Origin of the sequence: Agrobacterium sp. ST15.13.013 (genome assembly GCF_027956525.1) — a bacterium.
GTDB classification, from domain to species: domain Bacteria; phylum Pseudomonadota; class Alphaproteobacteria; order Rhizobiales; family Rhizobiaceae; genus Agrobacterium; species Agrobacterium salinitolerans.
In genome coordinates this window covers 337,424-349,886 of sequence record NZ_JAQKGP010000003.1, presented here as the reverse complement: position 1 = coordinate 349,886, position 12,463 = coordinate 337,424, and the positions used below count along the sequence as shown (strand labels likewise).

Below are 12,463 nucleotides of genomic sequence, written 5' to 3'. Positions count from 1 at the left end.
TGGAACAGAGAACGCTGCAAACAATCGACAATCCGTTCGGCACGAGATTGTCACCTATGTCTTAGGTACAAACTGTTACCTATGTCTCCGGTCTGGACAAGCTTCAAGCTGGTCGGAGTGAGAGGATTCGAACCTCCGACCCCCACGTCCCGAACGTGGTGCGCTACCAGACTGCGCTACACTCCGTGACCAGCAGCGCGTCTATAGACCAGCCTCCGGCATTCGACAAGCGGCTTATTGCATTTTTTGTGACAAGTTTTTCCCATCCGTTGAAGCAACCCTGCCAAGCGCCTGCGCCGCCGGCTGGAAGGCCTCAAAACGTTACAAAAAAGCAATTGTGGCAGGAAATTTTCATCGAACCGCACACCTCCCCTGCCCGCCGCCGCCAAATCTGCTAGGGGAACGGAATGACCGGCGGGAAGCCGGACACGGCACAAAGGACATTTCACCATGCTATCTCGCAGCGTAACGCTTGCAGCGTTTGCCATTGCGCTCTCGGCCTGCACCACCTCCACGGGCGGTTCCACTCCCTCCTTCACCCAGAAGAGCCCCGTTGAGACCCGCTGGGTCGGCCAGTCCGCAGGCGTTTTCTTTGCAAAATTCGGCCCGCCGCAAAGCGATACGGAAACTGGCAGCTCCACCGTGTATAACTGGCGCGGCGGCTACAGAAAGGCCACCATTCCGGCCAGATTCGAAGAAGGCAAGGATGGCAAGAAGGGGCGCCAGATCTCGCCCGCCCGCACCGCCTCGCTCTCCTGCACGGTGCAGCTCGTCGTTTCCAGCGACTACAAGATCACCGCCGTGCGCACGGTCTCCGACCGCCCCGGCATTAACGGCCCGAGCTATTGCGCGGAATTCCTCGCCGCAGATTGATCTTCGGCCATAAACCGAATGCCCAAAGCCCGCCCGAACTGGCGGGCTTTTTCATTTTTTCGGGATTATTGCCACTTTTCTGCAAAATTTTTGCCTGTAGCCGCACCCTGCGACCCGCAACGCGCCGGAAACAGCGTCATATGCGCCTTTCCGCGACACCCCGCTTTCAGAACCCTTTCAACCGTTTGAAAGCACCGGCTAATCTTCGCCGTCACAAAAATGACGATCGGCAAGACTGCAAAATTGGCCGTTGCGACCATATTTCCTGCAAAATCCCCGCAAAACTGCTTGAGCCGGAGCGAAGAAGGTCGGGTTGTGCCGCTTTGCGCTTTGCTATAACGGGGCGAGCGGGAGGAGTGTTTTTAACACAAAACAAGAATCAGGTATGGCCGTGACTCCCATCGATCAAGACAAATCCCAGCTCACTGATCTCTCCCATGCATTTCCGCTGAACCGCCGACAGGTTCTGGGCGGTGCGCTCGCCGGAATTGCCGCAGCGGCGCTGCCCTCTTCCCCACTCCTCGCCAATACGACCGCCAAGAAGGTGGACGTCCTTCTCATCGGCGGCGGCATCATGAGCGCGACGCTCGGTGTGTGGCTGCGCGAACTCGAACCGACCTGGTCGATGCAGATGCTGGAGCGGCTGGATGGCGTGGCGCTGGAAAGCTCCAACGGCTGGAACAATGCCGGCACCGGCCATTCCGCGCTTGCCGAGCTGAACTACACGCCGGAAGACGCCAACGGCAACATCAAGATCGCCCAAGCCATCAACATCAACGAATCCTTCCAGATTTCCCGGCAGTTCTGGGCATGGCAGGTGAAGAACGGCGTCTTGAAGAACCCGCGCTCCTTCATCAACCACACGCCGCATATGAGCTTCGTCTGGGGTGACGAGAACGTCGCCTATCTGGAAAAGCGTTATCAGGCGTTGAGGGCCAGCCCGCTTTTTGCCGGCATGGAGTTCTCCACCGATCCCGAGCAGATCAAGAAGTGGGTGCCGCTGATGATGGAAGGCCGCGACCCTTCCCAGAAGATCGGCGCCACCTGGTCGCCGCTCGGCACCGACATGGAATTCGGCGAAATCACCCGCCAGTTCGTGTCGCATCTGCAGAGCGACCAGAATTTCGACCTGCAGGTCAATAGCGAGGTTTCCGACATCCAGCGCAATGCCGATGGCAGCTGGCGCGTGACCTATACCAACACCAAAACCGATGCCGAACAGGTGGTGGACGCGAAATTCGTGTTCATCGGCGCCGGCGGCGGCGCGCTGCATCTGTTGCAGATGTCCGGCATTCCCGAAGCCGATGATTATGCCGGTTTCCCGGTGGGCGGCTCGTTCCTCATCAACGAGAACCCTGATGTGACGATGCAGCACCTCGCCAAGGCCTATGGCAAGGCCTCGGTCGGCTCGCCGCCCATGTCGGTGCCGCATCTCGATACCCGCGTGCTGGGCGGCAAGCGTGTCATCCTGTTCGGGCCTTTCGCCACCTTCTCCACCAAGTTCCTGAAGGAGGGCTCCTATTTCGATCTCGTCTCCTCCGTTACGACAAGCAATGCATGGCCGATGGTGCGGGTGGGCATCGATGAATATCCGCTGGTGGAATATCTCGCCGGCCAGCTGATGATGTCGGACGACGACCGTTTTGCCGCGCTGAAAGAATATTTCCCCAATGCCAAGCAGGGCGAATGGCGCCTGTGGCAGGCAGGCCAGCGCGTGCAGATCATCAAGCGCGACGAGGAAAAGGGCGGCGTGCTGAGGCTCGGCACTGAAGTCGTCTCCGCCAAGGATGGCAGCATCGCCGGTCTGCTCGGCGCTTCGCCGGGCGCCTCGACGGCGGCACCGATCATGCTCAGCGTTCTGGAAAAGGTCTTCAAGGACAAGGTCGCGACGCCGGAATGGCAAACGAAGCTGCGCCAGATCGTGCCGAGCTATGGCACGAAGCTCCATGACGACCCGGAAAAGGTGCGGCAGGAATGGGCCTATACCGCCGAACACCTGCAGCTGCCCACCCCGCCGCAGATCGACCTTGAGGCACTGAAGGGCGCCGGCGCGGCGCCTGCGGGTGCGCCAGTGAAGAAGGTGCCGGATATCGCGCTTTAAGGCTTGGTTGCGATTTTTAGGATTGAACGCCGCGTGTCTCCGGATGCGCGGCGTTTTTGTTGATGCACGCCTTTCCCGCACTCACCCTTGGGCTTGACCCGAGAATGACGGAGGACAGGTTTTCGCGCTCAACGGTATCCTGGGTTATAGCGTGGCGTGGTAAGCCGACCATCATCGGATGACGGTCAGGTCACCTTCAGATGCCGTTGGAGCGTTACGAGGGGACGCCTGTGGCTTTTTCTGTCTTTCGCTGAGCCCCCGAACTTCTCCTGAAGTGTCCTTGCATGGTCTCAAGCACGGGAGTGAAGATGGGCGGCGCGGAAGACGAGCTTAGCGCCGCGCAATCGCAATCAGGACTTCATGTTCAGCAACTCCGGAAATTTATAGTAACGCAATCGCTTGTCGCGGCAACGGTAGTCATTCTTTGAGGCGTCCACGCTCACATTCTGGTACAAGGCTATGCCAATATACGACCAATTGGGATTGGAACGTTCTGCTGTCCGCGTGCAAAAAGCGTAAATCTGCTTTGCGGGATCGAGCAACACTACGCTCGAAATCTCGGCTTTCGTGAAATCCCCGGGTTTAATGGTTCCGCGCAGGACGCCCACATAGTCCCGTTTAATCGATCTGGAAGGAGGACGCTGCGAATCCAAAACAGATTGTGGTGCCGGTGTCTGGCAGCCAGCCAGCGTCATCACTGCTGCACAGAGTAGTAAAGTCGTCTTCATTCAATTAAATCCCCAAAAGGCAAGGCGCAAGACGCACACTATATCCTACGAATATTGCGATAATATTCGTAACGCACCGGTATCCACAGCCGATAGTATCAAGGTCACTCTTCGATAGTCCGGGCAATAACCATTTATCAATGAGGTTGCGGCGCGCTCTTCCAGCTTCCTCATCTCCGATAATGACGCCGCTAGCTGCTTGGCAGAAAGTGGGCGACTATAACTCACGCAACATAGGTGGTCGAAAGAGTTCAAATCTTGCGGCAAACGGGGTACATAGTGAGGTACTCACTGAGGTACGCATCTACGTCTAAGTCTTTTATTTAACTGCGGTAAGAAAGTTTGGCTGGGGCGCCAGGATTCGAACCTGGGAATGCCGGTACCAAAAACCGGTGCCTTACCGCTTGGCGACGCCCCAACAGGGCAGCGAGAGCGAAACGCCGCTGCCTGAACCGCGCCTGATTAGCAAAGCCTGCCCGGCGCGGCAATGACCCGGCGACCAATTTTTTCACAAAATACAAGCTTTTTGGGTGCCCGGCCGCAGGCGGCATGATAGGGCTTGGCGATTGTGCGGCGGGTGCCGTCGGCACGGGCGGCATGGCATTCACTGAGGAGGTCTCGATGGCGGACCCGGCATTCGATCTCGACTTCAAGCCGGCCTATGGCGAGGCGGTTCCTGTTGCCCCGCTGATCCAGCGCCTCACCGTCAATAACCCTTCCGCCTTCACCTTTCATGGCACCAATTCCTATATCGTCGGCGAGCGCTCCGTTGCCGTCATCGATCCGGGCCCGGAGGATGAGGCGCATTTTCAGGCTTTGATGGCGGCGCTCGAAGGCCGCGAGGTGACCCATATCTTCGTCAGCCACACGCACCGCGATCATTCGCCGCTGGCCCGCAGGCTGGCGCAGGTGACTGGGGCGTTGACCGTGGCGGAAGGCCCGCACCGTGCCGCGCGCCCATTACACGCGGGCGAGACAAACCCCTTTGCCGAGAGTTCCGATACGGCTTTCGTGCCCGATATCGCACTTGGCGACGGGCAGAGCCTTTCCGGCGATGGCTGGACATTGACGGCGCTACATACGCCGGGCCACACCGCCAATCACGCCGCCTTTGCGCTTGAGGGCAGCGGCATCGTCTTTTCGGCCGATCACGTCATGGCCTGGGCCACCACCATCGTGGCACCTCCGGATGGGGCGATGAGCGATTACATGGCCTCGCTGGACCGGCTGCTCACCCGCGACGACCGGCTGTTCCTGCCTGGCCATGGCGGCCCGGTCACCGATCCCGCCGCCTTCATGCGGGGCTTGCGCGCCCACCGCCGCATGCGGGAAAAGGCGGTTCTGAAGCGCATCCGGGACGGCGACAGGCGGATCGCCGATATGGTGAAGGTGATCTATGCCAGCACCGACAAGCGCCTGCATGGCGCGGCCGCACTTTCCGTGCTGGCGCATATCGAGGATCTGATCGAAAAGGGCGAGGTGCGGACGGATGGTGCGCCTTCGCTCACGGGTGAATATTTTCCGGCGTGACGGGTTTTGACAGGCAGCATGTCAAATCTTGCTATCGCCTCAGCCATCGCTCTCCCATTGATGGCGCGGGCGAGTGCCACTCGTTTCTTCTCCCCGTCGGGGAGAAGTCCGCGGCAGCCGGATGAGGGGGCGACGGTAGAGATATTCGGAGAGCTAGCCCCCTCATACGACCCTTCGGGCCACCTTCTCCCCCTCGGGGAGAAGAAACCAAGCCGCAGCGCCATGCGCTACCTCACACCAAAAAACGTATCAATTATCGTTCAGACCCTGCATTTCCGCATCCAGCGCATCGAGATAGGCCTCGGCAATCGCCGCACCCATGCCGAGATCATGCGGGCCGTAGCGGGAGGCGACGCGCACGTCGACGATGGTGGTTTCCGCCTCTTCCTTCAGGCGGATGAGGATATCGAAACGCAGGCCCCAGATGCGGGTGCGGGTTTCACCCTGCATCAGCACCACGCCGCTGCCGTTGAAGAAGGTGGGTAACGGCGCATCAGTCGGGCGGGCCATGGGCACCGGCACGATGGAGGGCAGGTCTTCCACCGGTGCATCTTCCGTGGGCTGCTGCTGCCTGTCCTGTGGCGGCACCCCGATGGAGGGGGCGTCTTCCACGCCGATCACACCCTTCGTATGGGTGATGCGGATGGACTGGGCGGCGGCCATTTTTTTGGCGGCGGCATAGATGCGGTCAATCGCGCCTTCATAACGGCGCCCGGCAAGGCTGGCATAGGCCTCCATCTGCGCATCGCGGTCGGCCCTGGTGATGACGGCGGGCCGCACCAGCCATTGTTGGTTGGCCGCTGGTGCCGCCAGCCACTCCGGCACGTCGCTCAGGTCCGTGGAAATGTCGTAAATCTTCGGCTGCTGCCAATAAAGAAAAGCGCCGTAACCGACCACGCCGAGCGGCAGGGCCGAGAGAAGCAGCGCCGCCAGCGCCGAAAGCCCGCCGCGCGCACCCCTGGTCCAAAGCCGCTCGAGGCCGATCAGCGCCAGAAGCACAGCGAGAAGAGCGATACCGGCGGCAATCAGGAGCAGCCCGACAAGATCTGGCGTCGTCAACGGTCCGAAACGGTGGATACCGGCGGCAATGAGAAAAAGCGCCAGCGCCGCAAGGCCCAGATACCGGGAAAGATAGGCTGCAACCGAAAAAGGCCGGACGAAACGCACAGTCATGGAAGCGGATATCCGTTAGATCGCATTGGCTAAAAAGCGTTGCACCCGAATTCTGACAGGGAATCACCTGCATATGATGTCATAGACCGGATTTGCGACGAGGAAAACAAAGGACAATGGCGATCCGCGCTACGACGGCGAGAGCCTGGAATAATTTTCCGCATCGCACATGTTCCAGGGAATAATTCCCCGACAATGAAACAAATACGCAAGTCCATCTCTTAATTGCTGAGGAAATCGGCGTATTGTCGGCGACCTCCCTCGAGAATGCGTGTAAAAAGTGCAACATTCTCGTTTTTTGCACAATAAAGAGACATCTCATGTCACAGGCAACGACGTCCGCCGGCCCCTCCGGGCCTAAACCCTTTTACCGCAATTTCGGCTTTCAGGTTCTGATCGCCATGGTCATCGGCCTGCTGCTCGGGCTCGTTGCGCGCAACATCGGCCCCGATGCCGCCGGCAGCCCGAACTGGCTTTCGGTGACGCTGCAGACCATCGGCAGCATTTTCGTGCAGCTTTTGCGCGCGCTGGTGCCGCCGCTGATCTTCACGGCCATCGTCGCTTCAATCGCCAATCTCAAGAACCTCTCCAATGCGGCGAAGCTCGTCTGGCAGACGCTTTTGTGGTTTGCCATCACAGCACTGATCGCCGTCGTCATCGGTATCGTGCTCGGCCTCGTCATTCAGCCGGGTGTCAACACGGCGATTGCCAATACGGCAGCGGCCGCACCCTCCTCCACCGGCTCCTGGCTGGACTTCCTCAAGGGTCTGGTTCCTGCCAACGTCTTCGGCCTTGAAGCGTCCACCAAAATCAACAACGGCGCCGGCAGCACCTCGCTGAACTTCAACGTGTTGCAGTTGCTCGTCGTATCGATCGCCTTTGGTGTGGCGGCGCTAAAAGCCGGCAAGGCGGCGGAGCCATTCCTCGCCTTCAACCAGTCGCTGCTCGCCATCGTGCGCAAAATCCTGTGGTGGGTCATCCGCCTCACCCCCATCGGCACCATCGGCCTGCTCGGCCGCGCGGTTGACCAATATGGCTGGACGACGCTGTCGCAGCTCGGCTGGTATGCGGCGGCCGTGTATATCGGTCTGGCGCTGGTACTCTTCGTGGTCTATCCGGCGCTGCTTCTGGCGCATGGCCTGAAGCCGTCGCGGTTCTTTGCAGGCGCATGGCCAGCCATCCAGCTTGCCTTCGTCTCACGTTCCTCCATCGGTACGCTGCCCGTCACCGAAACCGTGACGGAAAAGAGCCTCGGCGTGCCGCGCGAATATGCCGCCTTCTCCGTGCCGCTCGGCGCCACCACCAAGATGGATGGCTGCGCCGCGATCTATCCGGCAATCTCGGCGATCTTCATCGCGCAGTTCTTCCAGGTGCCGCTCGGCATTCAGGAATATGTTCTGATCGTCTTCGTTTCCGTGCTCGGTTCCGCTGCAACGGCCGGCCTGACGGGTGCTGTGGTGATGCTGACGCTGACACTCTCCACACTCGGCCTGCCGCTCGAAGGCGTGGGCCTGCTGCTCGCCATAGACCCGATCCTCGATATGGGCCGCACGGCGGTCAACGTCGCCGGACAGGCACTGGTGCCGACCATCGTCGCCAAGCGTGAGGGCATTCTCAACGAGGCCGTTTATAACAACGCCAAGGACATCGACGCGCTCGATGACCGGGAAGTGGCGGCGGCCTGAGAACATCTGCCGGCGGTAGCGGTCGTCACGCGCGATCGCTACCGTTGCAATGCAACTTTCCACCCCGATGCGGCTTTTCCCAAAATGCAAACAGGCGTATCAATCGCGGCAATAAAAGTGCCGTACGGCTGTCATATCAGGGAGAAACAAGATGCGTGTTTCCATCGTCCTCGGTTCGCTTGCCGCCATGCTGGCGCTCACCGCCTGCCAGACGCTGACACCGGAAGAGCGCCGGGCGCGGGATGAGGCGACATGCCGGGGTTATGGTTTCCGCCCCGGCACGGACCCGATGGCCGGTTGCCTTCTCGATCTGGAGATGGACCGCCGCGCCGATAACCGCGCCTGGCAGGCGCAGATGAACCGCGACATGTTCTACCGCCCCGTGGTGGTGGAGCGGCGCATCATCGTCCAACAGAACCCCTGACGGGAATGAAGGCGACATTGCTTGGCGTCTCGCCCTCTCTCGCCTTTGCAGCCAGCGTCGCCTGCGCCGCCGCAAGCCGGGCGATGGGCACGCGGAAGGGTGAGCAGGACACGTAATCGAGATCCGCATCTTCGCAGAAATGGATCGAGGCCGGATCGCCGCCATGTTCGCCGCAGATGCCGAGTTTCAGTTCCGGCCGCGTCTGGCGGCCGCGTTCGGCGGCGATGCGGATCAGTTCCCCCACACCGTCGAAATCGAGCGAGATGAACGGATCGCGTTCGATGATCCCCTTGCGCTGATAGGTATTGATGAACCGCGCCGCATCGTCACGCGAAATGCCGAAGGTCGTCTGTGTCAGGTCGTTGGTGCCGAAGGAGAAGAATTCCGCGGCTTCCGCAATGACATGGGCGCGTAGTGCCGCACGCGGCAGTTCGATCATGGTGCCGGTGAGATATTCGATCTCCATGCCGGTTTCCTGCGCCACGGCTGCGGCAACACCATCGATGACCGCAGTCACGTAATCCAGCTCGGAGCGGAGGCCGACCAGCGGCACCATGATTTCGGGCACGACGGGTGCGCCGGTAATGCGCGCCGCAGCGACAGCCGCTTCAAAAATGGCGCGTGCCTGCATTTCGGCGATTTCCGGATAGGAAATGGCCAGACGGCAGCCGCGATGGCCGAGCATGGGGTTGAATTCGTGCAGCGCATCCAGCCGCTGGCGGAACACCGTCTGCGGCATGCCCATGGCGGCGGCGACCTCGACGATCTCACCATCGGTCTTCGGCAGGAATTCGTGCAGCGGCGGGTCGAGCAGGCGGATCGTTACCGGCAGGCCGTGCATGATCTGGAACAGCTCGGTAAAATCCGATCGCTGCATGGGCAGAAGCTCGTCAAGCGCTGCCCGCCTGCCCTTTTCGCTTTCGGCGAGGATCATTTCGCGCATCACATGGATGCGGTCGCCCTCGAAGAACATGTGCTCGGTGCGGCAGAGGCCGATACCCTCGGCACCGAAGGCGCGGGCGGCACGGGCGTCGGCAGGCGTATCGGCATTGGTGCGCACCGTCATGCGGCGCAGGCTATCAGCCCATTGCATCAGCTTGCCGAAATCGCCTGACAGTTCCGGCTGTGTCATCGGCACTTCGCCCTTCAGCACCCGGCCGGAAGAACCGTCGATGGTGATGATGTCGCCGCGTTTCAGCATGCAGCCGACGCCGATCAGCACCTTGTTGCGCATATCGACGCGCATGGAGCCGGCGCCGGTGACGCAGGGAATGCCCATGCCGCGCGCCACCACGGCGGCGTGGCTTGTCATGCCGCCACGCGTCGTCAGAATGCCTTCGGCGGCATGCATGCCGTGAATATCTTCCGGGCTGGTTTCGATGCGCACTAGAATGACGCGGCGGCCTTCGGCCTCCGCCGCAACCGCCTCTTCCGCCGTAAAAACGATCTCGCCGGTTGCCGCACCCGGTGAAGCCGGCAGGCCGGAGCCGATGATGGGGCGGGAAATACCGGGATCGATGGTGGGGTGCAGCAGCTGGTCGAGCGATGAGGGCTCGATGCGGCAGACGGCTTCCTCCTGCGAGATCAGCCCCTCCTCCACCATATCGACGGCGATCTTCATGGCGGCGCGGGTGGTGCGCTTTCCGGAACGGGTCTGCAACATCCAGAGCTTGCCGCGCTCGATGGTGAATTCCAGATCCTGCATGTCACGATAGTGGGTTTCCAGCCGCTTGCAGATCGCCAGAAATTCGGAAAACGCCTCCGGCATCAGCTTTTCCATGGAAGGCTTGTCGGAACCCGATACCAGCCGCGCAGCCTCGGTGATGGATTGCGGCGTGCGGATGCCTGCAACCACGTCTTCCCCTTGCGCATTAACGAGGAATTCGCCGTAAAGCTCCGCCTCGCCGGTCGAGGGATTACGGGTGAAAGCGACGCCGGTTGCCGAGGACGAGCCAAGATTGCCGAAGACCATCGCCTGAACGTTGACCGCCGTACCCCAGTCGCCGGGAATATTATGCAGGTGACGATAGGTCACGGCGCGGTGGTTGGTCCAGCTGGCGAAAACCGCGCCGATGGCACCCCAGAGCTGGACATGACAATCCTGCGGGAAGGCTTCGCCAAGCTCGTCCTCGATCAGCTTTTTATAGAGCGAAACGACGTGCTGCCATTCGACTGCCGACATGTCGGTATCGTATTCATGGCCAAGCCGGCCTTTTTCGTCCTCCAGGATTTCCTCGAACATTTCATGATCGAGGCCCATGACGACGTCGCCATACATCTGGATGAAACGGCGGTAGCTGTCCCAGGCGAAACGGGCGTCGCCCGCATCGTGGCCAAGCGCCTCGACCGTGCGGTCGTTGAGCCCGAGGTTGAGGACGGTGTCCATCATGCCGGGCATGGAGGCGCGGGCGCCGGAGCGGACGGAAATGAGCAGTGGCGACTGGCTGCCGCCGAAGGTCTTGCCGGTGACGATCTCCATGCCGTGCAGCCCGGCCATGACCTGCAGTTTCAGCTCTTCGGGAAGATCGCGACCATTCTTGTGATAAAGCGCGCAGGCATCGGCGATAATCGTGAGGCCGGGGGGAACGGGTAGGCCGAGACTTGCCATTTCGGCAAGGTTCGCGCCCTTGCCGCCCAATATAGCAACGTCACCTGCCCTGCCTTCGGCAGCACCATTGCCGAAGGTATAAACCCATTTTTTCATTCCACGCTCTCCACCCAGAAGCGTTGTCATTTTTCTATCATCTACAGCATTGCCAGCATGTTGGGAACGCCGCAACGTGCAGTTTACATCGCAGTGCAGCATAATTGCGGCGAATTGCGCGCAAGAATTGCCGCAAAGGCCAAATACGGCATGATTGACGCATTCGTGTAGTGCGCTGAAACGGAGTGTTGCCTAAGCCATTCAAATCGCTGCAAAGAGATTATTCATGCAATTTACCCGCCGCCATACGTTGAAATTTGCCGGAATTTCCTGTGCCGCCACCGCTCTTGCCGGGGCGCTCAAAGCGGAAGGGGGTGCAACTCCCGCAAATGCCACCCTGCCCTTCGCCTTAACGACACCGATGCATGTGGGTCAGGCGGCGCTGCGTGTGCGCGATCTCGATCAGATGATCGAGTACTACCGTTCGGTGCTCGGTATGAACGAGGTGGAACGCACGGCAAGGGGTGTGACGCTCGGTATCGGCAACGTGCCGCTGCTCGATCTCGTGCACAAGCCGGCGGCGGATTTCGAGAGCCCCACTTCCGCCGGCCTGTTCCACATCGCCTATCTGATGCCCTCCCGCAAGGATCTGGCCCGCTGGCTAGTGCATGCAGCGCTGAAGCAGGTGCCGCTAACGGGTTTTGCCGATCACAATGTCAGCGAGGCGATCTATCTCAACGATCCCGAGGGCAACGGTATCGAGGTTTACAGCGACCGGCCGAAGGACACATGGGTCTGGAACGGTAACGTGGTGAAAATGGGCACGGAACCGCTCGATGTCGATGATCTCGTGACGCTGACCGATACCAGAAAAAGCGATTATGAGGCTGCCCCGGCGGGGATGCGTATCGGGCATGTTCACCTGCGGGTCGGCGAAATCGCCGCCGCCCGCGCCTTTTACGAAGAGGCCATCGGCCTGCGACCGACGCAGGATGCGCGCTCGGACGCGTCTTTCCTTTCTTCCGGCGGTTATCACCATCATCTGGCGGTGAATACATGGAACAGCAGGGGTGCGAAGGCACGCAACGCTTCCGAAACCGGCCTCGACTGGTTTTCAATTACCGTTCGCAATTCCGCCGATCTGGAAGCGCAGAAGACGCGGCTGCGGGCCGCCGGTTGCGTGCTGGTGGAGATGGAGAATAACGTCGTGGAAGCGATCGACCCCTGGGGCACGCGGCTGCGGCTGGTGCCGGGGTGAGGTTTGAGGCTTAAATTTTGATGCGAGCAGATGCCGAGAAAGCCTGC

General features: G+C 60.5%; 9 protein-coding genes and 2 tRNA genes. 6 read left to right on the top strand and 5 right to left on the bottom strand.

All coding sequences use genetic code 11. The features are described from left to right. Positions 1 to 109: 109 nt before the first annotated feature. Positions 110 to 186: transfer RNA gene (locus tag PL597_RS05330), tRNA-Pro, on the bottom strand. Positions 187 to 450: 264 nt separating this feature from the next. Between PL597_RS05330 and PL597_RS05325 the strand changes: the two genes are divergently transcribed. Next, positions 451 to 873 (top strand): hypothetical protein, encoded by a 423-nt coding sequence (locus tag PL597_RS05325; protein WP_077982775.1) that lies wholly within the window; start codon positions 451 to 453, stop codon positions 871 to 873. Positions 874 to 1,258: 385 nt separating this feature from the next. Further along, on the top strand, positions 1,259 to 2,974 hold the full coding sequence (gene mqo, locus PL597_RS05320) for a malate dehydrogenase (quinone) (protein WP_271364713.1): 1,716 nt from the start codon (positions 1,259 to 1,261) through the stop codon (positions 2,972 to 2,974). 350 nt (positions 2,975 to 3,324) lie between these two features. Here mqo and PL597_RS05315 read toward each other — a convergent pair whose 3' ends face one another. Together PL597_RS05315 and PL597_RS05310 are read right to left on the bottom strand one after the other, a co-directional pair. Then, a complete protein-coding gene (locus PL597_RS05315) occupies positions 3,325 to 3,702 on the bottom strand; it encodes a hypothetical protein (protein WP_137409907.1) in 378 nt (125 codons plus the stop codon). Positions 3,703 to 4,045: 343 nt separating this feature from the next. Continuing rightward, positions 4,046 to 4,120: transfer RNA gene (locus PL597_RS05310), tRNA-Gln, on the bottom strand. Between the two features lie 203 nt (positions 4,121 to 4,323). Between PL597_RS05310 and PL597_RS05305 the strand changes: the two genes are divergently transcribed. Continuing rightward, complete coding sequence (locus PL597_RS05305) at positions 4,324 to 5,232, top strand: MBL fold metallo-hydrolase (protein WP_271364712.1); 909 nt, start codon at positions 4,324 to 4,326, stop codon at positions 5,230 to 5,232. Positions 5,233 to 5,481: 249 nt separating this feature from the next. Here PL597_RS05305 and PL597_RS05300 read toward each other — a convergent pair whose 3' ends face one another. Beyond that, complete coding sequence (locus tag PL597_RS05300; protein WP_142914159.1) at positions 5,482 to 6,405, bottom strand: DUF1499 domain-containing protein; 924 nt, start codon at positions 6,403 to 6,405, stop codon at positions 5,482 to 5,484. Between the two features lie 320 nt (positions 6,406 to 6,725). Here PL597_RS05300 and PL597_RS05295 point away from each other — a divergent pair, with 320 nt between their 5' ends. Then, positions 6,726 to 8,090, top strand: coding sequence for a dicarboxylate/amino acid:cation symporter (locus PL597_RS05295; RefSeq protein WP_077982780.1), 1,365 nt, complete (start codon positions 6,726 to 6,728; stop codon positions 8,088 to 8,090). A 151-nt stretch (positions 8,091 to 8,241) separates the two neighbouring features. Beyond that, positions 8,242 to 8,514, top strand: a complete 273-nt coding sequence (locus PL597_RS05290; RefSeq protein ID WP_077982781.1) for a hypothetical protein — start codon at positions 8,242 to 8,244, stop codon at positions 8,512 to 8,514. Here PL597_RS05290 and ppdK read toward each other — a convergent pair. Beyond that, entirely contained in the window at positions 8,492 to 11,218 is a 2,727-nt protein-coding gene (gene ppdK / locus PL597_RS05285) for a pyruvate, phosphate dikinase (RefSeq protein WP_271364711.1), read from the bottom strand. The two genes, PL597_RS05290 and ppdK, sit on opposite strands and share 23 nt — an antisense overlap. Positions 11,219 to 11,444: 226 nt before the next feature. Here ppdK and PL597_RS05280 point away from each other — a divergent pair, with 226 nt between their 5' ends. After that, entirely contained in the window at positions 11,445 to 12,416 is a 972-nt protein-coding gene (locus PL597_RS05280) for a VOC family protein (protein ID WP_271364710.1), read from the top strand. Positions 12,417 to 12,463 lie beyond the last annotated feature (47 nt).

What these genes read in the sequence shown, in the direction of transcription:
- PL597_RS05295 (WP_077982780.1), top strand. Translation starts at nt 6,726, where the DNA reads ATGTCACAGGCAACGACGTCCGCCGGCCCCTCCGGGCCTAAACCCTTT.
- PL597_RS05325 (WP_077982775.1), top strand. Translation starts at nt 451, where the DNA reads ATGCTATCTCGCAGCGTAACGCTTGCAGCGTTTGCCATTGCGCTCTCG.
- ppdK (WP_271364711.1), bottom strand. Translation starts at nt 11,218, where the DNA reads ATGAAAAAATGGGTTTATACCTTCGGCAATGGTGCTGCCGAAGGCAGG.
- PL597_RS05290 (WP_077982781.1), top strand. Translation starts at nt 8,242, where the DNA reads ATGCGTGTTTCCATCGTCCTCGGTTCGCTTGCCGCCATGCTGGCGCTC.
- PL597_RS05280 (WP_271364710.1), top strand. Translation starts at nt 11,445, where the DNA reads ATGCAATTTACCCGCCGCCATACGTTGAAATTTGCCGGAATTTCCTGT.
- mqo (WP_271364713.1), top strand. Translation starts at nt 1,259, where the DNA reads ATGGCCGTGACTCCCATCGATCAAGACAAATCCCAGCTCACTGATCTC.
- PL597_RS05305 (WP_271364712.1), top strand. Translation starts at nt 4,324, where the DNA reads ATGGCGGACCCGGCATTCGATCTCGACTTCAAGCCGGCCTATGGCGAG.
- PL597_RS05300 (WP_142914159.1), bottom strand. Translation starts at nt 6,405, where the DNA reads ATGACTGTGCGTTTCGTCCGGCCTTTTTCGGTTGCAGCCTATCTTTCC.
- PL597_RS05315 (WP_137409907.1), bottom strand. Translation starts at nt 3,702, where the DNA reads ATGAAGACGACTTTACTACTCTGTGCAGCAGTGATGACGCTGGCTGGC.